This is a genomic window from Qipengyuania sp. YIM B01966 (assembly GCF_016461955.1).
GTDB lineage: Bacteria > Pseudomonadota > Alphaproteobacteria > Sphingomonadales > Sphingomonadaceae > QFOP01.
On the sequence record NZ_JADMNM010000002.1, the window covers coordinates 1 to 20,389 of the forward strand.

Genomic DNA, 20,389 nt, shown 5'->3' on the forward strand with positions numbered 1-20,389 from the left:
CACCACCCCGTGGGACACGACCCGATGACGCTTCCTGCGCTTGGGGCACTTAATGCTCCGATCTTGCCTTCATGAACCTTGCTAACACGATCTGGTTTAGTGCTGCAGCCAAGTGCCGAGTTTGGCGATGAAACGCAGGAGGATGTCCCCGCCAGAGACAGAGCAAGCGTGCCACTGGCAAAACCGATTGTGTAGAATATCGTGAACACGGATGAATCCTCCGGCGTTTAGCGACTAGGCCGGGACAAGTCCGCAGAAGCGGCCGAAACATGCGGTGGCCGAAACGCCATTTGCGGCCGACACACGTCTCCGATGCGGCCCCAGCCGCAATGGTTCGTCGCTCAGACGGAGGTTACCGTGCCATGGCCATCCCCTGGACCGCAGCAAGAGCGACCAAACGCCGGCAGGTCTCCTGGCTCGCGGGTCATAGCTTGATGCACGGCCTTCCCAGGCCACGCTGAATTCAACGTGAGGCCCAGTGGCTGCTTCCGCCCGAAGGTGGAAGCGATGTTCATCGCGCTCGCCGCTTACAGTTGCAGGGACAGCCTCGGATTCGGATCAGCAAAAGCCGGTCCTCACCGTGTTCCCGAATTAAGCCCTCTCGGGCACCGGCGCGATCTGTTGACAACGGCATTACGCAGAAGTCGGCAGTCGAATATTCCAAACCTAACACGATGCCAAGTTTTTGCGCAATTGGCGCTGGGATTCCAAGCGTGGCCTTTTTGGAGCTTTCGTTTGCGATATGTCGATCGCCGACACAAAAGTCAGGCTGCTACCTAGAGAGCTACCTAGCGTGAGAAGGGCAATGTAACGCTTCTGTAAGCTAATCGCTAAAGCCCTGCAAACAAATTAGAATTTGGTGGACGCACTAGGGCTCGAACCTAGGACCCGCTGATTAAGAGTCAGCTGCTCTACCAACTGAGCTATGCGTCCATACCCGTTACGCGGCGAATTGTGCTCGCAACCGAATCGAGAGGGGCTGCATATAACGTGCGTTCCGCAGCTTCCAAGCGCTAATCGCAACTCATCCCAGCAGAGCCCCAGACATTCTTCGGTTCCAGCGATTGATCATCATCAGCGTTCCGAGGCAAATCATGTTGGTCATCATAGATGATCCGCCATGGCTCATGAAGGGCAACGGGATACCAACCACCGGGGCCAGCCCCATGACCATCATAAGATTGATCGCGACATAGAAGAAGATCGTCGCAACCATACCGCCAGCCAGAAGGCTCCCCAATCGGTCGCGCGCCGCACGCGAGACGGACCAGCCCCAGCGCAGGATCAGAAAGAAGGCAAGCAAGACGGCCAGCCCGCCGACCAAGCCCCATTCCTCCGCCATCGTGGCGAACACGAAGTCGGTATGCGGTTCGGGCAGGTAATCGAGATGGCTTTGCGAACCCTCGTTGAACCCTTTGCCGGTGAGGCCCCCTGATCCGATGGCGATCTTCGACTGGGTTATGTGATAGCCTGATCCCAGCGGATCGTTTTCCGGGTCGAGGAAGGTAAATACACGCCGGCGCTGGTAGTCGTGCAGGCCGAAGAAGAACGCGATCGGTGCGGCGACCATGGCGCCGATGCCGCCCCAGACGAACCAACGTAGTGGCAAACCCGCGAGGAACATCACCACCACGCCGCCAAAGCCGATTGCCAAGGCGGTGCCGAGGTCGGGCTGGAGCAACACCAGAACCATGGGTGCGGCAATTAACAGGCCCGCCGGAATCAATCCCCGCCAACTTGCTGTCATTCCGGGGGGCAGACTGTCGTAAAAGCGGGCGAGGGCCAGCACGACCGCCGGCTTCATCAATTCCGATGGCTGGAGGTGCATGAAGCCGAGATTGAGCCATCGCTGGCTGCCTCCGCCGACGAATCCAAGCGCCTCGACCGCGACCAGCAATACCAGCACAGCGCCGTAAACGGGATAAGCAACCAGCTTAACCAACTCGCGCGATGTGAGGCTGAGGATGATCGCCATCGTCAGAAAGACGCAGAAGCGCAGCAAATGCGAGCCGGCGTAGGGCGTGATGCTGCCGCCCGCAGCGGAATAGAGCACAAGTCCGCCGAACATGACGAGAGCAATCAGCGGGATCAACATGCCCCAGGGCTGGCGCGCGACTGGCGCCGGGACGATCGAGTTCACTGCACACCCCCAGGCACAACGGTTGCTGCGGGCGAGGGCGCGGCATCGGGTTCGGGGCCGGGGTCGGTTGCTGCGGTTGCCGGCCGGTCCGGACCGCGCGCGACCGCACGCGCCTCGGCATCGACGCGTGCAAATACTTCGGCATCGCGGCGGGGGGCAGAGTGTTTCACCGACTCGCCCGCACCAGCAGCGTAGGCTGCATACCGCGCCTCAAGTCGTTGCTGTGCTGTTCCCCCCCACTGCCTTTCGAGCGCGGCCAGCGCATCCAGCCCTTTTTGCGGATCGAAAATGAAGGTCATCACGTCACGCGCAATCGGATATGCCGCACCCGACCCACCGCCATGTTCGATCACCACCGCGCCGGCATATCGCGGATTGTCGAACGGCGCGAAGAATATAAAGAGACCGTGATCCCGGTACTTCCACGCCCCTGACTTACCGTCAGACCGGTTCAGGCCCACTACCTGCGCAGTGCCCGTCTTTCCCGCCATCAGCACGCCGTCGATCGGCAGGCGGGCGCGTCCGGCGGTGCCCGGACCGTTGACCACGTCGCTCATCGCCTTCTGGATGATTTGGACATGATTGCCGTGAAAATTCATCGAACCCGGCTTGGGGGCCGTTGCATCGAACATCAACCTCGGCAGCAATTCGCGCCCCGTCGCAATGCGCGCTGCCATCACGGCCAGTTGCAGCGGGTTGGCCAGCATATAGCCCTGTCCGATGGTCGCGTTGACCGTGTCGAAGGTCTGCCAGGGCTGCTTGAATTTCTTCAGCTTCCACTGGGGATCGGGCACAGTCCCATAAAACTGGCTCACCACGGGCAGGGGGAATTCCTCGCCCATGCCGCAGCGATGCGCCATGTCAGCGATCGGCTGCATCCCGATCTTCTGCGCGAAGTGGTAGAAATACACGTCGCAGCTTTGATAAATGCCCTTGGCCATGTCGACCGTACCATGACCCCGCCGGTTCCAGCAGCGGAACACTCTGTTGCCGACCCTTAATCCCCCGCCACAAAATACGCTTGCGTGGGGGTCGAGCCCGGCTTCCAGAAATGCCATCGACACCATGGGCTTGACGGTCGAGCCAGGCGGATACAGCCCTTTGAGCACCTTGTTGCGCAGCGGCACCCGCTCATCCGAACTGAGCATCGCATATTCGAGACTGCCGATTCCGTCGGAGAAGCTGTTCGGATCGAAGCTCGGCATTGAGGCCATGCAGAGCAGGTCACCCGTCAGGCAGTCCATCACCACGACCGAGCCGGATTCAAGGCCGATCCGGCGCGCAGCATAATCCTGCAGCGGACCGTCGATGGTCAGCTTGATCGGCTGGCCCTGAATATCCTCGCGCGTTTCGAGGTCCCGCACGATCCGGCCGCGAGCCGTCACCTCGACCCGCCGGGCTCCCGGAACTCCGCGCAGTTTCTGTTCAAACTGCTTTTCCATCCCGTCCTTGCCGATCTTGTATCCGGGCGTGATCAGCAGCGGATCGCGTTCCTTCTCGTACTCTTCGGCAGAGGCGGGGCCGACATAACCGATCAGATGCCCGACCGAGGCGCCGGTCGGATAATAACGGGAGAAGCCGCGCTGCGGGACCACCCCGGGCATTTCCGGCAGCCGGACGCTGAGTGCGGCAAATTGATCGTAGGTGAGCTTGCTGGCGACCTCGACCGGGCGGAAACCGCGCGCCCCACTAATCTTGTCCTTGATGTCGCTCACTGTGCCCGCATCAAGTTCGAGCAAGCTAGCCAACTGGTCCACGCCGCGTTCGGCATCCGCCATCCGGTCGGGAATGATATCGACGCGGAAATCGGCCTTGTTTGACGCAAGCGGCGCGTTGTTGCGATCAAGGATCCATCCCCGGCGCGGGGTTATCAGCGACAGGTTGACGCGGTTGCTTTCGGATTCTAGTTCGTACTTCTCGTTTTGAGCGATCGCGAGATAGCCCAGCCGTGCGGCCAGCACCGTCCCGAGGGCCGCTTGCGCACCGGCGACGACCAGCGTTCGGCGGTCGAATGAGTTCCGCAAAGTGGTCGAATTGACGATCCGATTGATGCGCCGCCCGCGCCGCTTCATCAGCCGATCCTCCGCACGCGGCTGAGACGCAGCCGGTCGAGCCAGGCGACGAGCCGCGCAAGCAGCGGATAGCTGGCAATGGTCAACAACGTCTGCGGGATCAGGGCAATGAGCCCCGGCACGCCAACGCTGGCGCCCGAAAGCAGCGCCGCAGCCGCGATATAGGACAGCAGAAGCGCTCCGGCGATGAGCCAGTCCTGTACAAAGGTGCGCCACGGGAAGCGGGTCTCCAGCGCTTCGAGCGCGATCATCGCCAGCGACCACAGCAGCATGGCGCTGCCGAAAGGTTGGCCGCTGACAAGATCGTCAAACAGGCCGAGCGGGAAACCCGCCCACGCGGCCAACAGGCCGGGGCGCTGCAACCGCCATGCGATCAGCAGGACAAACCCAAATGGCGGCAGCAGCGGTGCGGCGGTCGCCACCGACAGCGTGCTGAGCACACTTGCCGCCAGGATCGACACCACCGGGACTGCGAGCGCCAGTACCGGCGAATGATCGCGATTTATGCGCCGCGTCGCCCAGGCCCTGCGCTGCATCACTCTGTGGTCTCGGCGGCAGCGGGCGATGCTGCCAACTCCGCGGCATCTATTGGCTGGGTGCTCGGCGTTTGCGCCGCGACTGCCGCGACCGGCTGCCAGACCGGCTCGATTGAGACGAAATCGGCCGAGGCTGGGTCCGCAACCAGCCGCGCAATCCCGCCATCGGCTGCCTTCTCGACCAGAACCGCCACCGCGATGCCCGGCCGGTAAAAGCCGCCGGCACCGCTCGTCACGAAGACGTCACCGACCCGGAGCGGGTTGATCCCCAAATTGACCAGGCGAATACGCAGCCGGCCGTCACCGCGGCCTTCGGCGAATGCCACAACATTGTCTGTCGAGCGGCGCACGGGCAGCACGCTTTCGCTGTCGGTCAGCAGCAACACTCGCGAACTGTTGGGTCCGACCTCGAACACCCGTCCGACGACGCCGCGCGGCGAGCGCACTGGCATCCCGGCCGTCACACCCTGATGCGCACCTGCGCCAACATAGCCGAAGCGCCGCGCGCTTGATGCGGACGAGCCAATCAGCCGCGTCACCGCTATCGGCCGGACCTCGCGGTCGGCGAGACCCAGAAGCGCCTTCAACCGGGCATTTTCCTGCCGCACCGCATCGGTTTCCGCGAGACGGATGCGGGCGATCTCTACTTCGCGTTTCAGCACATCGTTCTGGCGACCGGCGCGCAGATAGCCGCGAATGTTCTCGATCAACGAGAGGCTGCTGGTGCGCGTGACACTGCTGGCAGCGCCGACCGGGCGCGTCACCTCGGCAGCGGCGCCGCGCAGGCCGTTGAACGAACTGGGGCGCCACAACGATACGGCGAGGAGCACCGCGCCCAGCAGCGCGCCGATAGCTGCCAGCACATAGCCGCCAAACTGGGTATATTGCGCCCGGCGCGAATGACCGGTGCGGCGCGACGCAGGCGGTTTCATCGCCTCGTCTCCCTTTCCCCGATCAGGCGGTCATCAAGACGCCGCGATAGATCGGGTCTTCCATCGCGCGCCCGGTGCCGAGCGCGACGCAGGACAGTGGATCTTCCGCGATGCTAACCGGCAGGCCGGTTTCCTCGCGGATTTTCACATCGAGCCCGCTGATCAGCGCGCCGCCGCCAGTGAGCACGATGCCTTGATCGACGATGTCGGCGGCCAGCTCCGGCGCGGTATTTTCCAGCGCGATACGCACCCCTTCGAGGATCGCGCCAATCGGTTCGGACAGCGCCTCGGCAATATGGCCCTGATTGATGGTGATTTCCTTGGGCACGCCATTGACGAGGTCGCGGCCTTTGATCGTGATCGTCTCGCCGATCCCGTCAGCCGGTGCGCTGGCGACACCGTAATCCTTCTTGATCCGCTCGGCAGTCGCTTCGCCGATCAGCAGATTGTGATGACGGCGGACGTAAGAGACGATCGCCTCGTCCATCTTGTCGCCCCCGGTGCGGACCGAGGTGGTGTAGGCCAGCCCGCGCAGCGACAGCACGGCGACTTCGGTCGTGCCGCCACCAATATCGACCACCATGCTGCCTACCGGTTCGGTCACAGGCATATCCGCCCCGATCGCGGCGGCCATCGGTTCGAGGATCAGGTGCACCTGGCTGGCGCCTGCATTGGAGGCCGCATCGCGGATCGCGCGCCGTTCAACCGACGTCGAGCCCGACGGAACGCAGATGACGATTTCGGGATAGCGGAACAGGCTCTTTTTGCCGTGTACCTTGCGGATGAAATGCTTGATCATTTCTTCCGCGATCTCGATGTCGGCAATCACCCCGTCACGCAGCGGGCGGATCGCTTCGATGTTGTCGGGTGTCTTGCCCATCATCAGCTTGGCATCGTCGCCGACGGCCTTGACCCGCTTGACCCCGTTGATCGTTTCGATCGCCACCACCGAGGGCTCGTTAAGGATGATCCCCTGATCCTGGACATAGACCAGCGTATTGGCGGTACCGAGGTCGATCGCCATATTCTGCGATCCGAGTTTCAGAAGTTTGGCGAGGAAGCTCATGGGCGGCGTCGTTTCCGTTACAGGTGTGGCGGGCCCCTGCCGCGGCGCCCCGCGGCCGGCCGGAACCCGTTTATGACAGGGAATGGCCGCTCCTTAACGAAGCGCAATCGAAAAGGGAAAAATTTTGTGCGCGCTATGCTGGGGAAAGTGCACCCTTCGGCTCGAATTTGCAGCCCTTCGTCGCTAGGCACGAAAACCGATGCCGTATATCCGCCGCCTGCCTGACACTCTGGTCAACCGCATCGCCGCGGGCGAGGTGGTCGAGCGGCCCGCCGCGGCGCTCAAGGAGCTGGTCGAGAATGCCATTGATGCCGGGGCGCGGCGGATTGGGATCACGCTGGCCGAGGGCGGCCTCGGCGCGATCGAGGTGACCGATGATGGCTGCGGCATGGCGCCTGCCGAAATGGCGCTGGCGCTCGAACGGCACGCCACCTCAAAGCTTCCCGAAAGCCTGATCGGCGCAGACGAGGCCATCGAACTGGTCGCGACGCTGGGGTTTCGCGGTGAAGCATTGCCCTCGATCGCCAGCGTCGCGCGGCTGTCGCTCGACAGCCGGCCGGCCGGCGCGGGCGAGGGGTGGCGGATTGTCATCGATCACGGAGCCGTGGTGAGCGCCGGCCCGGCCGCCATCCCGCCCGGCACCCGGGTTCGGGTGGAGGACCTGTTTGCCCGCGTCCCCGCGCGGCGCAAATTCCTGCGCAGCGCGCGCAGCGAATATGCCGCCTGCCTCGACGTGGTGCGCCGGCTGGCGATGGCCCGCCCCGACATCGGCTTCACGCTGTCGCATGACGGACGGCGCGTGCTGGCGGTCCAGCCGGGCGAGGCGCTGGCCGACCGCGTGGCGCAGATTGTCGCGCGCGAATTGAAGGACAATGGTTTGGCGATTGCGCTCGAGCGCGGAGAGCTGCGCCTGTCGGGGATCGCCGGCCTGCCGACCTACAATCGCGGGGTGGCGGATCACCAATATCTGTTCGTCAATGGCCGCCCGGTGAAAGACCGGCTGCTGACCGGGGCGGTGCGCGGGGCCTATGCCGATATGCTCGCGCGGGACCGGCACGCCGTACTGGCGCTGTTCCTCGACCTGCCCGCGCAAGAGGTCGATGTGAACGTCCACCCGGCCAAGACCGAAGTGCGGTTCCGCGACGCGGCGGCGGTGCGCGGGTTTATCGTTTCCGGCCTGCGGCAGGCGCTGGCCAGCGGCGACCGGCGCAGCGCGCAGGCGCCCGATGCCGCTGCTATGGGGCGCTGGCAGGCCGAGCCGGTGGCACCTGCCGCTGAACCGTCGATCTTTGCCGGAACCGGATGGGGCGGGGCGCCTGCGATGGGCAGTGTGCGCGAGCAGGCGATGCCGTGGACCGGGCCCGGCACCGCCAGCGCGGTCGCCCCTGCCGGTAGGGCGGAACCGGCTGACGCGCTGCCAGAGGACGCGGCGCAATTTCCCCTGGGCATCGCGCGGGGGCAAGTTGCCGGCACCTATATCGTCGCCGAAGCCGCCGACGGGCTGGTGCTGGTCGATCAACACGCCGCGCATGAGCGGCTGGTGCTTGAGCGGCTGCGGGCGGCGGGCGCGGGCGAAGCAGCAGCGCGCAGCCAGGCGCTGCTGCTCCCCGAGGTGGTCGAGCTGGACGAGACAGATTGCGACCGGCTGGAAGCGGCCTTGCCGCAACTCACCCGGCTGGGGCTTGCAGCTGAACGGTTCGGCCCCGATGCGATGCTGGTCCGCGCGCTGCCGCACGCGCTTGGCACGGCCGATCCGGGCAAGTTGCTGCGCGATCTGGCCGACGATCTCGCCGCCAACGGCGTCGACGCCGAACGCGGCGCGTTGCTGCTGGGCGAGAAGCTCGACCTGGTGCTGGCGACCATGGCCTGTCACGGCTCGGTCCGCGCCGGGCGGGTGTTGTCAGTGGCAGAGATGAACGCGCTGCTGCGCGAGATGGAACGCACCCCACGTTCCGGCCAATGCAATCACGGCCGCCCGACCTGGGTGAAGCTGGCGATGAGCGACGTCGAAAAGCTGTTCGGGCGGAAATGAGGGGATGGGCGCGCTCAGCTTTGCACGCTTTTCCGCTTTAACATAGGGTTGTTGGCGATCGAGATAATCCGCAGGCCGCGCAGAAAGCGTTGATCCGACTGCGATATCACGCCACTTAGGCCGCCGAGGGAGACATATCATGCGCGCCTTTCCGATCATCGCCGGCCTTGGCGTCACGCTCACGTTGCTGGCGTGCGCGCCGGAGCAGACCGCGGAGCAAAAAGCCGCCGCCGATGCGGCCGACATTGCTGCGGTCGAGCGGGCGCAGCAGGTGCCGCCTGAACCGATCAACCCGCAGACCATCGCTTTTGCCGATATCGAGAAGCACGATCTGTTTGGAGCGTCTTGCGCGTTCGTGCCCGAGACATCAGGCACCGATCCTGTCCTTCTGGCGATGGAGCGGGCCGGCTGGATGAAGATCAAGGGCGAGATGATCCGCTTCGCCCCTGACGCAGGCAGCGCCGCGCTGCCGCTGGGTGCGCGCGGGCGCTATACCGGGGCGAAATACGCCTTCACGCTCGATATTGCGGAGGGCGAGGGGCGGCAGAGCGGCAGCGAAACGACCGATTTCCCCGCTCGGCTGGTGGTCAGCGATGAGCGCGACCAGGTCGCTTACGAGGCGAACGGCACCGCGCAGTGCGGCAGTTGAGACTAAATCACGATGTCAAAGAGTGCGCGAGACGAATCGCGAAATAGTGTCTAGCACTTTGAATCGATGTAGGAAAATCGCCGCAAGCGATTGAAAAGTCAGCCTTCGGCCTCGATCGGCGCAGATGGGTTGCGCACCTTTATCAGCCCGTTCGAGACCATTTCCAGAACCAGTTCGTCATGCTGATTGAAGGTCCTCACGCGGCTCTTGAACAGGCCCATGTCGGGCCGCGACTGGCTGCGGCGCTTGGCGATGACTTCTGTCTCGCAGCGCAGTGTATCGCCGGGATAAACCGGCTTCACCCAGCGCAGATTGTCCACCCCGGGCGAGCCGAGGCCGGCCTGTTCGACCACGCTCATATTTTTGACCAGCATCGCCATGGTCATCGCGCAGGTGTGCCATCCGCTGGCCGACAGCCGGCCGAAATGCGTCCGCGCGGCGGCCGCATCATCGAGATGGAACGGCTGCGGGTCGAATTGGCGGGCAAACTCCATTACCGCCTCGCGCGTCACTTCGTATTGGCCGAAGCTGTGGCTGCTGCCGATCTCGATGTCTTCGTAATGGAGCATTGTGGAGCCCTTTGGTGCAGTTCAGACGCGCGGTGCGATATCGGCCCGGCTGACATCGGGAATTGTGCGATAGCGCGCGGAAATCAGGCTGAATATGCCGAACAGGATCAATCCCACCGCCACCAGCGTATAGAGCCAGCCCATCTCGCGCAGCGCGGCGATCGCGCCGCCAAGCCCGCGCACCCCTTCGGCTTTGACGAACCAGGCGGATTTGACGACCGACCAGCCGATCACCGCGAACACCACGGCGCGCGCCGCGTGGCCCGCTCGGCCGAGCGGCTCGATGAGGGATGGCGCGCTGGGCGAGATGTGTTTCATGAACCCGGCCGTGACGGCGTCGTAAGCCTGCTTGGCCGCAGCGGCGAACAGGCCGAGCCCGACGATGCCTAGCAGCAGCGCGCCCATGTCCCAATCGAGCAGGGTGCTGGCGGCTTCCGCTCCGCCCGTGTCGCCAGCCGCGCGTTGCACCGTCCCGTTGGCGAACTGCCACGCGGTCCAGGCGAGCACGAAGTGCGCCACCCCGCTGGCCGCTGCGCCCAACCGCGCGGCGAGCCCTTCGGCGTCCTGTTCGTGCCGCTCGATATTGCTCAGCGCGTCGAGCAAGCGATAGACCCCGTAAGCCAGCAGGCCGAGCGCGGTGGCGTAAAGGATCGGCCGGCCGAACGGCACGTTCTGGATAAAATCGAACGCCGCGCTCTGCCCCGCGCTGGCCGCTGATGCGGTTGTCAGCGCAAGATAGCCGAGCAGGGTATAGACCAGCCCCCGCGCCGCATAGCCGAGCCGCACCAGCCAGCTGAACTTTTCCGACTTGTCGACCACGGCGCGGCTCCTGTTTCAGACGTTGAACTTGAACAGCATGACATCGCCGTCCTGCACAAGATATTCCTTGCCTTCTTGGCGGAGTTTTCCCGCCTCGCGTGCGCCGGCCTCGCCCTTCAGGGCGACGTAATCGTCAAACGCAATGGTTTCGGCCCGGATGAACCCGCGCTCGAAATCGGTGTGGATTTCACCTGCTGCCTGCGGCGCGCGCGCGCCCTTGTGGAAGGTCCAGGCGCGGGCCTCCTTGGGACCGCAGGTGAAGAAGGTCTGCAGGCCGAGCAGCGTGTAGCCAGCGCGGATCACACGGGCGAGGCCGCTTTCTTCCAGTCCCAGTTCGGCCAGGAACTCGGTGCGGTCTTCGGCCGGCATCGTCACGAGTTCCGCCTCAATCGCGGCTGACACCACGACCGCTTGGGCGCCCTCGGCCGCAGCCTTGGCAAATACCTGTTCGGTCAGCGCGTTGCCGGTCGCTGCGTCGCTTTCGGCGACGTTGCAGACGTAAAGCACCGGTTTGGCGGTGAGCAATTGCGCCTGCTGGAAGACGCGCGCTTCCTCGTCATCCCTGGGCTCGGTCAGCCGGGCGGGCTTGCCCTCGCGCAGCAGATCGAGCGCCTGGCCGAGCACGCTTGCGATCAGCTTGGCCTCCTTGTCGCCGCTCGTCGCGCGCTTGGCTGCGGCGGGAACGCGCTTTTCGAGGCTGTCGAGGTCGGCCAGCATCAGTTCGGTTTCGACCACCTCTGCATCGGCGATCGGATCGACCTTGTTTGCGACGTGTTGGATGTCGTCATCCTCGAAGCAGCGCAGCACGTGGACGATAGCGTCAACCTCGCGGATATTGCCGAGGAACTGGTTGCCCAGACCTTCGCCCTTGCTCGCCCCCTTCACCAGGCCCGCAATGTCGACGAAGGCGAGCTGAGTCGGGACGATCTTGGCGCTCCCGGCAATCGCTGCGATCTGGTCGAGCCGGGCGTCGGGCACGGCAACCTGGCCGACATTGGGCTCGATCGTGCAGAACGGATAATTGGCCGCCTGCGCGGCCTGCGTCTCGGTCAAGGCGTTGAACAGGGTGGACTTGCCGACATTCGGCAGGCCGACGATCCCGCAGCGGAAACCCATCGTGAACTCCGGTATGAAAGGAAGGCTGCGCCCTTAACCTTATGCCGCTATAAAGACCAGCGAAACGCGGGGGAGAGCGATCGATGGGCAGGCGCGTGGCACATGGCGGAGCGGTTCTCGCGCTGGCGGTGGCCCTGGCGCTGACGGCGTGCAGCAAGAGCCCGGCCGAGCAACGTGCGGCCGCCGAACAGGCGTTGGCCGAACACCGCTATAACGACGCGCGCATCGCACTGGTCGCCGCGCTGGAGGATGCGCCCGGCGATGCCGAGCTGCTGGGAATGCTGGCGCAGACGCATCTCGAGCGCGGCGATGGCGAGGCCGCGCTGGCGGCGCTCGAACGGTTGCGCCGTGCCCGGGGTGGCCCAGCCGCCAAGCTCGACCTGATGGAGGCCGAGGCTCAATTGCTGCGGGGCCAATTCGCTGCGGCTGCCGCGCTGGCCGGAAAGCACGAGAGCGCCGAGGCCTACCGCCTACGAGCGCTGGCCGCGATCGGGACCGGCGATCTGGGCGCGGCCGAGCAGCTATTTGTCTCAGGCGCGGGGCGCACCGGGACCAAGGTGCGGCTCTATGCGGACCATGCGATCTTCGCACTGCGGTCGGGCCAGGTGCCCGCGGCGCGCGCGCTGGTGGACAAAGCGCTCGCGGCAGATGGCGAGGCGCTCGATCCGCTGATCGCCGAGGGACGAATCGCCTCCAGCGAAGGGCGCCCGCGCGCGGCTCTCGCCGCATACGAAAAGGCGGCGCACCTCTATCCGGAAAGCCAGGCAGCTTTGTTCGGAAGGATCGGGGTGCTGGGCGATCTGGGCCGGATCGCCGAGGCTGCACCGCTGATTGCGCAGGCGGCAGCGGCGGCGCCGAACGATCCGCGGGTTATCTATCTGCAGGCGCGGCTGCAGGCGGAGAAGGGCGAATGGCGCGCAGTGCGCGAAGCCTTGCAACCTCTCGAACGCAGCGAGCTTCCCGAAGTGCGATTGCTGTATGCCCGCGCCTTGCTGGAAACCGGGTTGACCGAGCAAGCGCGCACGATCCTCGCCGGCCTGATCCGCGAAACGCCCGGCCTCCTTCCCGCGCAACGCCTGCTCGGGCGCGCGCAACTGGCCGGAGGTGATGCAGCGGCGGCGTTCGCGACGCTGCGGCCGATTGCCGCGCGGCCGGACGCCTCGCCCGCCGACCTGTCAGCTTTCGCCGAAGCAGCCGAGAAAAGTGGCAATGCCTCCGCCGCGCGCGAAGTATTTGCCGCTATCCCGCCGGCACAACGGCTGGCGCGCGAACTGGCGGCGGGGGATGCAGCCATCCGCCAGCAGAAATGGCGCGCCGCGATCGAATCCTATGGCCGGATCCGGGCGTGGACCGGCGACAGCAACGCGCTGGTGCTCAATAACCTCGCTTATGCGATGGGGCAGGCGGGGGATGTCGACGGGGCGCTGCCATTGGCGGAGAAGGCCCTGGCGCTGGCACCCGACAATGCCTCGATCCTGGATACGGCAGGCTGGCTGGCGCTACACCAAGGAAACCGCGAGCGCGCAGCCGACTTGCTCAGACGCGCGGCTGCGACAGCCCCGGACAATCCCGCGATTCGCGCGCATCTGCGTGAAGCAGAAGCGCGCTAGCGCGTTCAGGCGGCGAACGGACGCCCTGGCATGCTGGTGCGGCGGCGGCGGGCATACATCAGACCGAGCGCGCTGAGGCCGAACATGGCCAGCATCCCGGGTTCAGGCACCTGGGTGCCCCCGCTGATCGAACTGACGCCGGTGCCGGTGGCCGACGAAACCGACCCTGCACCCGTGATCGATTGATACCGGATGAAGAAATCCTCGATTGTCAGCGCGCTGAGCGGCTGCGAGAACAGCATGGTGAGCGTACCGTTGCCGGTTTCGCCATTGGTGAGCCCGCCATTGCCGCTGCACGAATTGCTGCCGCCGGCCTTGAAGCAGACATCGACCGTGCCGATCCCGTTGGGGTAATTCGAATCAAGCACCGTGTAGGGATAGTCGCCCGTCGAATACGCGCCCGTCAGATCGGGATTGGTGTTGAACGCAAAGCTCGAGATGCGCGACGTCACCGGGCTCTGCGTGGTATTGGTCACCGAATAATTGAACGTCGCCGAGTTGCCGGTAAAGGCCGTCAGCGTGAAATTGGCCAGTGCGGTCAGCCCGTTGACGACGGTGGACCCCGAAAACCCGTTATAATTGACGCTGAAGCTGGTCCCGACATCGCCCGAATCGAGCGTAATCGGATCAGCCTGCGCCGGTGAGGCGAAAGCGAGTGCGACCACGCTGACGGAAAAGGCAAGACGCTTCATGAGATAGTCTCCGGTTACCCTGCCTGCATAACAACGCGTCAGGATAAGCCATAGGGGTGCTTTGCCCCCGTCCCTTTTCAGGACAAATGGCCCGCATCCCATTATCCCGATGTTAGCCGGATTGCAACGAGCGCAGCTTTATGGCTGGCGGATGATCATGACCAGGCTCCTCGCCGCTACCCTGTCGCTCGCCCTCATGTCCGCTTGCCAGGACGCGTCCACCGACCCGGCGGCAGAAGCCCGCGCGGCGGCGGCGGCCAATCGCTGGGTCGACGCACACCGCCAGGCCGGCGCTGCCCTGCGTGATGACCCTGCCAATGCCGAATTGCTCGAATTGCGCCTGCGCGCCGCGCTGGCGCTGGGCGATGGCGAGGGCGCGTTGGCAATGGCCGACAGGTTGGCCGCGGCGAACACCGATTTGGGGCCGGGGCAGCTCGATCGCCTGCGGGCAGAGGCGCATATTCGCCGGGGCGATCCGGCGGCGGCGCTCACCCTGCTGGCGAACGACAGCACGGCCGACGCGTATCGATTGCGGGCGATGGCGCATGGGGTGGCGGGCCGGATGGAGGTAGCCGCTGCCGAACGTCTGGCCGGGCTCGCCGCCGCGCCTGACGATCCGCGGCTTAATGCCGATCATGCGCTAGCTCTGGCCGAACAAGGCGACGGCGCGGGGGCCCGGCAGCACGCGGCGCGCGCGCTGGCGGCGGCACCGGACGGTCTTGACGGTTTGCTGGCCGCCGGGCGCGTCGAATTGTCGCTCGGCGATGCCGGTTCCGCTACCACGCATCTGGCCGAAGCGCACCGGCTTTATCCCGACAGCCACGGCGCGCTGGTCGCCTACGCCCAGGCGCTGGGGATGACCGGACAGATCGACGCGGCCCGCCCGCTGATCGAGCGTGCCCATGCTGCCGCACCCGAAGACCTTGCGGTCGCGCTGCTGAAGGCGCGGCTGGCCGCGCAGGACGGTCAGTGGGGTCTCGTCCGGGCAACCTTGCAGCGGGTCGAGGATCGGCTGCGCGAATCGGCCGATGCGGCGATCCTCTATGCCCACGCGCTCAACCGGACGGGGCAAGGCGTGCAGGCGCGGGCTCTAGCAGAGCGCACGCATACCCGGCACCCCGACTACGTGCCCGCCACCCGGTTCCTGGCCGAATTGCATCTGGCCGAAGGGCGGCGGGAGGAGGCGGCGGCGCTGCTGCGCCCCTATCTCAGCGATGCGAAGGCCGAACCCTACCTGCGCGATGCGGCGCGCGAGGCAGGGTTGACGGCAAAAGCCGGCGGCTGAACCGCCGACCTGCCCGTGAGCTCAGGCGGCCTGTTTGCGACGGCGCCGGCTATAGGCCACCGCGGCAAGCGAGAGGCCGAACATTCCGAACATTCCGGGTTCCGGCACCTGAGTGCCGCTGGTTGTTCCGCCGGTGGTGGTGCTGCCGCCGGTTGTTGTGCTGCCGCCAGTGGTCGTGCTGCCGCCGGTGGTCGTCCCGCCGGTGGTCGAGCCGGTCGAGGTCGAGGTGGTTGAGGTCGTCGACGTGCTAGAGGTCGACGTATGGCCGCAGGTCGGATTGTGCGTGTGCGAACCGGTCCAGCCGCCCCAGTTCCACCAATCCCAGGTGGCGTGGGCGGGCGAGGCGGTGGTCAGCGCCAGGCCGGCGCCGGCGAGGATAACGGATTTGCGAATCATCTGGCTGCTCCCTGTTCGCCGCCCGGATGACGTCTATGCGCCGGTCTTGCCAGCGCCGTACGCAGGCTGTCCGATTGCTGGACGGATTGGCGCATAAGAAGTTAACAAGCCGACCCTGCTTGTATTTCGCCAGCGCCCGGGTCATGCCGTGCTGCATGATGACGTTGCATTCGCCCCGTGTTGCGCTCGGCCTGGTCCTCTGCCTGGCTACGCTGGGAGCCTGCCAGACAACTGCCGAGGCTGACTGGATGGGCAACCCATCTCTGAAACCCTTCCGACAAGCGGCACAAACTTGCGAGGTGCAGGTCAACGCAATCCGCATCGGCGCGGAACGCGATCGGTTCTACGTTGAATGCATGGCGGCGCTGGGCTGGCGGCCCCGGCTGGCGGAGGAGCCTGTGCTGCCGCGTCGCTAGCCGGCGGCGTGCTGGCGGAGTGCGATATCGCTCATGAAGCGAGCATCGTCTCCGACTGCCAGCAACCCGGCTTCCGCACCCATCGCGCCCAGCATGGCGGCAAGATCGTCCAGCTCCGCTTTGGCATAATTGCCCAGCACATGACCGGTCACCCGGTCCTTGTGCCCGGGATGACCAATGCCGATGCGGACCCGGCGAAAACCTGCCCTGAGCCCGGTCGAGGGGTCGGGGCCGAGATGCCTGTCGATAGATCGCAGGCCGTTGTGCCCCGCCAGCCCGCCGCCGACCCGCACCTTGACCTTAAACGGCGCAAGGTCGAGCTCGTCATGGAACACCGTCAGCGCGTCTGGCCCCAGCTTGTAGAAGCGCAGCGCCTCGGCCACAGCGCGGCCGCTTTCGTTCATGAACGTCGCTGGCTTCAACAGCAGCACCTTGTCGTCGCCGATCCGCCCTTCCTGGACCCAGCCGGAGAACTTCTTCTGCACCGGCCCGAACCCGTGCATCTCGGCAATCACGTCGCACGCCATGAAACCGACATTGTGCCGGTGCAGCGCATAGCGCGGGCCTGGATTTCCGAGGCCGGTCCAGATCTGCATCGGCCGCGATCCTTTCTGAAATTCGCCCGGCCCAAGCCACTAACGCAAGACGCCGGCCCCGCAAGGGACCGGCGTCATGTGCGATAGCGGGGCGAGGCTTATTCGGCTTCGCTGTTCTGCTCGGTCGCGGGCACCTCGTCGGCCGAGGCGTCTTCGCTCGACTTGAGGGCCGACGGGGCAACGATCGTCGCGATGGTGAAATCGCGGTCGGTGATGGCGCTTTCGGCGCCGGTCGGCAGGGTCACCGCGCTGATGTGAATCGAATCGCCCAGCTCGACACCCGAGACATCGATTTCGATTTCGTTCGGGATACTGTCGCTCGGGCAGATCAGATCGATTTCGTGGCGCACGACATTCAGCACGCCGCCCTTCTTGAGGCCCGGGCTGGCTTCTTCGTTGACGAAGACGACGGGCACCGAGACTTCGATCTTCGCGTCCTTTGCCAGGCGCAGGAAATCGACATGCAGGGGTCGATCGGTAACCGGATGCAGCGCCACATCCTTGGGCAGCGTCCGCACGCTCTTGCCGCCGATATCGATCATCACGATCGAGTTCATGAAATGGCCGGTGCCCAGTTGGCGCACCAGTTCTTTTTCCTCGACATGGATCGGGGTCGGTTCTTCCTTGCCGCCATAGATCACGGCGGGGACCCGGCCTTCACGGCGCAGAATACGGGAGGCTCCCTTGCCAGCCCGTTCGCGCGCCTCGGCCGGCAGGTTCAGAGCGTCGCTCATGGTACGTGCCTTTCGAAAATGCGTTGATTGATCGTGTTCCCGGTCACGCCTCCAGGGATGACCACGGCCGGGAAGGGCGCGCCCATAGGACGGGGCGCCGCAAAAGGCAAGCGCGCTACTGGATCCGGCGGACGGCGAAACCGCTTGCGGCGAGGAGATCGGGCAGTCCGCCGGGCGGGGCCATATGTGCCGCCCCCACGGCGACGAAGGGTCGGCCGCCCTGATCGGCGAGGCCCGCGATCCCGGCAGCCCAGGCGCGATTGCGGCGGTCGAGCAGCGCTTCGCGTAGAGGCGGGGAGGCAAGCACCCCGCTGCGCGCCTCTGCCGCAATGGCTTTCATATCGCCGCGCTGCCAGGCCGCCGCCAATCTTTCTGATTGGGCAGGGCGATCATTTGTTTCAACAACGATGGCACCGAGCAAGATGCGCTGCTCGGCCTCGGGCAGGCGGTCAAAGACAGCGAATTGACCCGCGGCACCCTCCAGCTCGACGATCGGACGCGTGCGGTTAGCGGCCAGCAGCGCCCGGTCGACCCCGTTCTCGCGGTTTTCCGCTTCACCCGCAGCCTGGGCAAGGATCAACGCCGCCGCCCAGGTCTCGATGTCGGCAAAGTCCCTCGGTGATCTGCCGACCTTGTCGAGCGCGTCTGCGAGAGCAGGACGCTGCTCGGCTCCGACCCGCGCTGCCAGCGGCGGCCGGCCCGGCGTGCGTGCCATCCGCGTGAACATAGACGCAATCGCCGCGCTGTCATCGAGCGCGGCGACTTCGACCACCAGACTGTCCGACTGCTCCAGTGCGGTGGTAATGCGTTCGGTCTGCCATTCAGCGCCAGCGGGCAGCGCGTGGATGGTGCCGAACAGATAGCCGGCGGGCCGCCCGTCCGCATGGGCCAGTTCCCACAACGCCGGCGCGGCCTCGCTTTCGTTGCTGTCCCGCGTCTCGCGCCCGCCACAACCGGCGAGCGCGAGAGCGAGCAGGAAGGTGGTGAGCCACCGGCGCATTATTGGACGCGGCTAACCGTGATACCGCGCGCGGCAAGGGCATCCTGCACGCTGTTGGCGCCGGCCAGATGGCCAGCCCCCACCGCCACGAACACCGTTCCGGGGCGGTCGAGCCGGTCATCGATCCACGCCGCCCAATTACGATTGCGGTCGTACAGCAGCCGATCGGCCAGCATGGGGTCACTGAGGTTCTGGTTCATGATCCGCGCCAGCGCGTCGGCATCGCCCTTCGCCCATTCGGCCACCATCGCGTCGATCATCGCTTTCATCTGGGGCGCCTGTTCGACCACTTCGGCGAGGTAGCGCAGCTGCGTCTCCTGGGGCAGATTGTCGAAGATGTCGATCTGCTGTGCAGCCGTTTCCAGCGCGCCGCGCGTGGCTGGCGCGCCGGCCTGACGCATTAGTGTCTTTTCGACGCCCTGTTCAGGGTTGTAGCCTTGCTGGATCAGCGGGAGCATCGACAGGGTCATCGCCGCCATCCACGGCTTGAACCGATCGAACGCTTCGGCAGGCACACCCATTGCCGCCAAAGCCGCTTCGTATTTCGCCTTGTTTTCTGCGCTCATCAGCGAACGCACATTTTCGCCCTCCGGAAGCATGGCGCGGGTGGCGATCAGTTGCTGCATCTCGGCGGCCATCGCCGCATCGTCGGCGATTTCGGTGACCAGTTCGCTTGACGAAGTCAGCGCCCGGGCGATTTCCGGACCGTACCAGTTTAGCCCTTCGGGCAGCAGGTGGACAGTCCCGAACAGATAGATCGTCGTATCGTCGTCAGCGACGCGCCACAGGGCCGGCGCGCCGACTGCTGGCGCCGCAGTCTGGCTTGCACCTGCGGGGGGTGGCGCGGCCTGCGTGTCGGCCAGCGCCGCGCCGGGCGTGACGAGCAGGGCGATGGCTGCGCTGCCACCAAGAGCGATCTTGCGGAATGAATGGCGGATCATAGTCTGTTCCTTTACGAGTGTGGATAAAAAAATGTCAGCGATATTTGCGATAGAAATACGCCAACACCGCGACAGCGAGCGTCGCCCACCAGAGGGCCATCAGCTGGGGTGCGGGTGCCAGGGCGACTTCGTGCAGCAGCAGCCAGAACGGCGCGGCGGCCACGAAGAAATAAAGCGCGACGAGGCTTGCCCAGAGATTATCCTGCAAATCGATCTCGTCGATCCGGCGCAGATAGTTGCGCGAAAACCAGACCCATATGACGATGGAGGCAGCGCCCACGGCGGCAATCGCCCACGCGCTTAGTCCCGCCAGTTCGCGTAGAGCCACGCCGCTGCCGAGCAACCCGCCACCCAGCCCTGCGAGCAGGGTGGCGGCCGCGAAATAGCGCCAGAAGCTGCGACGCTTCGCTGCCAACCGCGCTTCGCCGGACAATTCGGGTATCGGTTTACTGCTGGTCATCGAAAATCTCCTCGATCGAAAGGCCGAACAGGCGCGCGATGCGGAAGGCGAGCGGGAGCGAGGGGTCGTGCTTGCCCGTCTCGATCGCATTGACCGCCTGGCGCGACACGTCGAGCCGCCCGGCTAGTTCGGCCTGGCTCCAGTTCCGCTCGGCGCGCAGCACTTTTAGCCGGTTGTTCACGTCGTCATTGCCTGTCTATTTGTCAGGTTGTCTTGACATTGATGCAGCGATTCGCGGCCAATGTCAAGCACGCCTTACATTCTGTCAGGATATGCTGTCGCCGGGCGTGCTCCCGAGCGCGCGGCATTGACCGCCTTGCCCCCCTGC

21 protein-coding genes, 1 tRNA gene and 1 riboswitch are annotated in these 20,389 nt (G+C 65.2%); of the genes, 5 read left to right on the plus strand and 17 right to left on the minus strand.

Annotated elements, in window-relative coordinates:
* Nucleotides 1–385 precede the first annotated feature (385 nt).
* Nucleotides 386–628, minus strand: a riboswitch (cobalamin riboswitch).
* Nucleotides 629–857: 229 nt separating this feature from the next.
* From ILT46_RS02710 to ILT46_RS02735, 6 genes are all read right to left on the minus strand, one after another.
* Nucleotides 858–933: transfer RNA gene (locus ILT46_RS02710), tRNA-Lys, on the minus strand.
* A 91-nt stretch (nucleotides 934–1,024) separates the two neighbouring features.
* A complete protein-coding gene (gene rodA / locus ILT46_RS02715) occupies nucleotides 1,025–2,095 on the minus strand; it encodes a rod shape-determining protein RodA (RefSeq protein WP_199503119.1) in 1,071 nt (356 codons plus the stop codon).
* A 41-nt stretch (nucleotides 2,096–2,136) separates the two neighbouring features.
* Nucleotides 2,137–4,212 (minus strand): penicillin-binding protein 2, encoded by a 2,076-nt coding sequence (mrdA, locus tag ILT46_RS02720; protein WP_199503120.1) that lies wholly within the window; start codon nucleotides 4,210–4,212, stop codon nucleotides 2,137–2,139.
* On the minus strand, nucleotides 4,212–4,748 hold the full coding sequence (gene mreD, locus ILT46_RS02725) for a rod shape-determining protein MreD (RefSeq protein WP_199503121.1): 537 nt from the start codon (nucleotides 4,746–4,748) through the stop codon (nucleotides 4,212–4,214). The genes mrdA and mreD overlap by 1 nt, the downstream gene beginning before the upstream one ends.
* A complete protein-coding gene (gene mreC, locus ILT46_RS02730; protein ID WP_199503122.1) occupies nucleotides 4,748–5,680 on the minus strand; it encodes a rod shape-determining protein MreC in 933 nt (310 codons plus the stop codon). The genes mreD and mreC overlap by 1 nt, the downstream gene beginning before the upstream one ends.
* Nucleotides 5,681–5,702: 22 nt before the next feature.
* Nucleotides 5,703–6,746 (minus strand): rod shape-determining protein, encoded by a 1,044-nt coding sequence (locus ILT46_RS02735; RefSeq protein WP_199503123.1) that lies wholly within the window; start codon nucleotides 6,744–6,746, stop codon nucleotides 5,703–5,705.
* A 199-nt stretch (nucleotides 6,747–6,945) separates the two neighbouring features.
* Between ILT46_RS02735 and mutL the strand changes: the two genes are divergently transcribed.
* Both mutL and ILT46_RS02745 read left to right on the plus strand, forming a co-directional pair.
* Nucleotides 6,946–8,778: a DNA mismatch repair endonuclease MutL gene (mutL, locus tag ILT46_RS02740; RefSeq protein WP_199503124.1), complete on the plus strand. Its 1,833-nt coding sequence runs from the start codon at nucleotides 6,946–6,948 to the stop codon at nucleotides 8,776–8,778.
* 139 nt (nucleotides 8,779–8,917) lie between these two features.
* Nucleotides 8,918–9,427 (plus strand): hypothetical protein, encoded by a 510-nt coding sequence (locus tag ILT46_RS02745; RefSeq protein WP_199503125.1) that lies wholly within the window; start codon nucleotides 8,918–8,920, stop codon nucleotides 9,425–9,427.
* 98 nt (nucleotides 9,428–9,525) lie between these two features.
* On the opposite strand, the gene ILT46_RS02750 is transcribed toward ILT46_RS02745, so the two are convergent.
* Genes ILT46_RS02750 through ychF form a run of 3 tightly spaced genes read right to left on the minus strand, consistent with a single transcriptional unit; the run spans nucleotide 9,526 to nucleotide 11,931 of the window.
* A complete protein-coding gene (locus ILT46_RS02750) occupies nucleotides 9,526–9,996 on the minus strand; it encodes a MaoC family dehydratase (RefSeq protein WP_199503126.1) in 471 nt (156 codons plus the stop codon).
* A gap of 21 nt (nucleotides 9,997–10,017) precedes the next feature.
* Entirely contained in the window at nucleotides 10,018–10,815 is a 798-nt protein-coding gene (locus tag ILT46_RS02755; protein ID WP_199503127.1) for a DUF1206 domain-containing protein, read from the minus strand.
* A gap of 15 nt (nucleotides 10,816–10,830) precedes the next feature.
* Nucleotides 10,831–11,931 carry a redox-regulated ATPase YchF gene (gene ychF / locus ILT46_RS02760; RefSeq protein ID WP_199503128.1) on the minus strand — a complete coding sequence of 367 codons (1,101 nt, stop codon included), beginning with the start codon at nucleotides 11,929–11,931 and terminating at the stop codon, nucleotides 10,831–10,833.
* 83 nt (nucleotides 11,932–12,014) lie between these two features.
* Here ychF and ILT46_RS02765 point away from each other — a divergent pair, with 83 nt between their 5' ends.
* Nucleotides 12,015–13,541: a tetratricopeptide repeat protein gene (locus ILT46_RS02765; protein ID WP_199503129.1), complete on the plus strand. Its 1,527-nt coding sequence runs from the start codon at nucleotides 12,015–12,017 to the stop codon at nucleotides 13,539–13,541.
* A 5-nt stretch (nucleotides 13,542–13,546) separates the two neighbouring features.
* Here the strand turns inward: ILT46_RS02765 and ILT46_RS02770 are convergent, their stop codons facing one another.
* A complete protein-coding gene (locus ILT46_RS02770) occupies nucleotides 13,547–14,233 on the minus strand; it encodes a cistern family PEP-CTERM protein (protein ID WP_199503130.1) in 687 nt (228 codons plus the stop codon).
* Between the two features lie 151 nt (nucleotides 14,234–14,384).
* On the opposite strand from ILT46_RS02770, the gene ILT46_RS02775 reads away from it, so the two are divergent.
* Nucleotides 14,385–15,518 carry a tetratricopeptide repeat protein gene (locus ILT46_RS02775; RefSeq protein ID WP_199503131.1) on the plus strand — a complete coding sequence of 378 codons (1,134 nt, stop codon included), beginning with the start codon at nucleotides 14,385–14,387 and terminating at the stop codon, nucleotides 15,516–15,518.
* 21 nt (nucleotides 15,519–15,539) lie between these two features.
* On the opposite strand, the gene ILT46_RS02780 is transcribed toward ILT46_RS02775, so the two are convergent.
* Nucleotides 15,540–15,914: a PEP-CTERM sorting domain-containing protein gene (locus tag ILT46_RS02780; RefSeq protein WP_199503132.1), complete on the minus strand. Its 375-nt coding sequence runs from the start codon at nucleotides 15,912–15,914 to the stop codon at nucleotides 15,540–15,542.
* Nucleotides 15,915–16,033: 119 nt separating this feature from the next.
* On the opposite strand from ILT46_RS02780, the gene ILT46_RS02785 reads away from it, so the two are divergent.
* Nucleotides 16,034–16,330, plus strand: coding sequence for a hypothetical protein (locus tag ILT46_RS02785; protein WP_199503133.1), 297 nt, complete (start codon nucleotides 16,034–16,036; stop codon nucleotides 16,328–16,330).
* Here ILT46_RS02785 and pth read toward each other — a convergent pair.
* The 6 genes from pth to ILT46_RS02815 all read right to left on the minus strand — a co-directional run bounded on the left by pth (nucleotide 16,327) and on the right by ILT46_RS02815 (nucleotide 20,242).
* Entirely contained in the window at nucleotides 16,327–16,926 is a 600-nt protein-coding gene (gene pth, locus ILT46_RS02790; protein ID WP_199503134.1) for an aminoacyl-tRNA hydrolase, read from the minus strand. The genes ILT46_RS02785 and pth overlap by 4 nt on opposite strands.
* Nucleotides 16,927–17,024: 98 nt before the next feature.
* Nucleotides 17,025–17,660: a 50S ribosomal protein L25/general stress protein Ctc gene (locus tag ILT46_RS02795; RefSeq protein WP_199503135.1), complete on the minus strand. Its 636-nt coding sequence runs from the start codon at nucleotides 17,658–17,660 to the stop codon at nucleotides 17,025–17,027.
* Between the two features lie 115 nt (nucleotides 17,661–17,775).
* Complete coding sequence (locus ILT46_RS02800) at nucleotides 17,776–18,660, minus strand: TraB/GumN family protein (protein WP_199503136.1); 885 nt, start codon at nucleotides 18,658–18,660, stop codon at nucleotides 17,776–17,778.
* Complete coding sequence (locus tag ILT46_RS02805; protein ID WP_199503137.1) at nucleotides 18,660–19,601, minus strand: TraB/GumN family protein; 942 nt, start codon at nucleotides 19,599–19,601, stop codon at nucleotides 18,660–18,662. The genes ILT46_RS02800 and ILT46_RS02805 overlap by 1 nt, the downstream gene beginning before the upstream one ends.
* A 34-nt stretch (nucleotides 19,602–19,635) precedes the next feature.
* Complete coding sequence (locus tag ILT46_RS02810) at nucleotides 19,636–20,061, minus strand: hypothetical protein (protein ID WP_199503138.1); 426 nt, start codon at nucleotides 20,059–20,061, stop codon at nucleotides 19,636–19,638.
* The gene (locus tag ILT46_RS02815; protein WP_199503139.1) at nucleotides 20,048–20,242 is read right to left on the minus strand and encodes a helix-turn-helix transcriptional regulator; all 195 of its coding nucleotides are present in this window, start codon (nucleotides 20,240–20,242) and stop codon (nucleotides 20,048–20,050) included. Before ILT46_RS02815 ends, ILT46_RS02810 begins: the two co-directional genes overlap by 14 nt.
* Nucleotides 20,243–20,389: the final 147 nt, after the last annotated feature.

Excerpts from the sequence above, each read along its gene's own strand:
- rodA (WP_199503119.1), bottom strand. The coding sequence starts at position 2,095 with ATGTTGATCCCGCTGATTGCTCTCGTCATGTTCGGCGGACTTGTGCTC.
- mrdA (WP_199503120.1), bottom strand. The coding sequence starts at position 4,212 with ATGAAGCGGCGCGGGCGGCGCATCAATCGGATCGTCAATTCGACCACT.
- mreD (WP_199503121.1), bottom strand. The coding sequence starts at position 4,748 with ATGCAGCGCAGGGCCTGGGCGACGCGGCGCATAAATCGCGATCATTCG.
- mreC (WP_199503122.1), bottom strand. The coding sequence starts at position 5,680 with ATGAAACCGCCTGCGTCGCGCCGCACCGGTCATTCGCGCCGGGCGCAA.
- ILT46_RS02735 (WP_199503123.1), bottom strand. The coding sequence starts at position 6,746 with ATGAGCTTCCTCGCCAAACTTCTGAAACTCGGATCGCAGAATATGGCG.
- mutL (WP_199503124.1), top strand. The coding sequence starts at position 6,946 with ATGCCGTATATCCGCCGCCTGCCTGACACTCTGGTCAACCGCATCGCC.
- ILT46_RS02745 (WP_199503125.1), top strand. The coding sequence starts at position 8,918 with ATGCGCGCCTTTCCGATCATCGCCGGCCTTGGCGTCACGCTCACGTTG.
- ILT46_RS02750 (WP_199503126.1), bottom strand. The coding sequence starts at position 9,996 with ATGCTCCATTACGAAGACATCGAGATCGGCAGCAGCCACAGCTTCGGC.
- ychF (WP_199503128.1), bottom strand. The coding sequence starts at position 11,931 with ATGGGTTTCCGCTGCGGGATCGTCGGCCTGCCGAATGTCGGCAAGTCC.
- ILT46_RS02765 (WP_199503129.1), top strand. The coding sequence starts at position 12,015 with ATGGGCAGGCGCGTGGCACATGGCGGAGCGGTTCTCGCGCTGGCGGTG.
- ILT46_RS02770 (WP_199503130.1), bottom strand. The coding sequence starts at position 14,233 with ATGAAGCGTCTTGCCTTTTCCGTCAGCGTGGTCGCACTCGCTTTCGCC.
- ILT46_RS02775 (WP_199503131.1), top strand. The coding sequence starts at position 14,385 with ATGATCATGACCAGGCTCCTCGCCGCTACCCTGTCGCTCGCCCTCATG.
- ILT46_RS02780 (WP_199503132.1), bottom strand. The coding sequence starts at position 15,914 with ATGATTCGCAAATCCGTTATCCTCGCCGGCGCCGGCCTGGCGCTGACC.
- pth (WP_199503134.1), bottom strand. The coding sequence starts at position 16,926 with ATGCAGATCTGGACCGGCCTCGGAAATCCAGGCCCGCGCTATGCGCTG.
- ILT46_RS02795 (WP_199503135.1), bottom strand. The coding sequence starts at position 17,660 with ATGAGCGACGCTCTGAACCTGCCGGCCGAGGCGCGCGAACGGGCTGGC.
- ILT46_RS02800 (WP_199503136.1), bottom strand. The coding sequence starts at position 18,660 with ATGCGCCGGTGGCTCACCACCTTCCTGCTCGCTCTCGCGCTCGCCGGT.
- ILT46_RS02805 (WP_199503137.1), bottom strand. The coding sequence starts at position 19,601 with ATGATCCGCCATTCATTCCGCAAGATCGCTCTTGGTGGCAGCGCAGCC.
- ILT46_RS02810 (WP_199503138.1), bottom strand. The coding sequence starts at position 20,061 with ATGACCAGCAGTAAACCGATACCCGAATTGTCCGGCGAAGCGCGGTTG.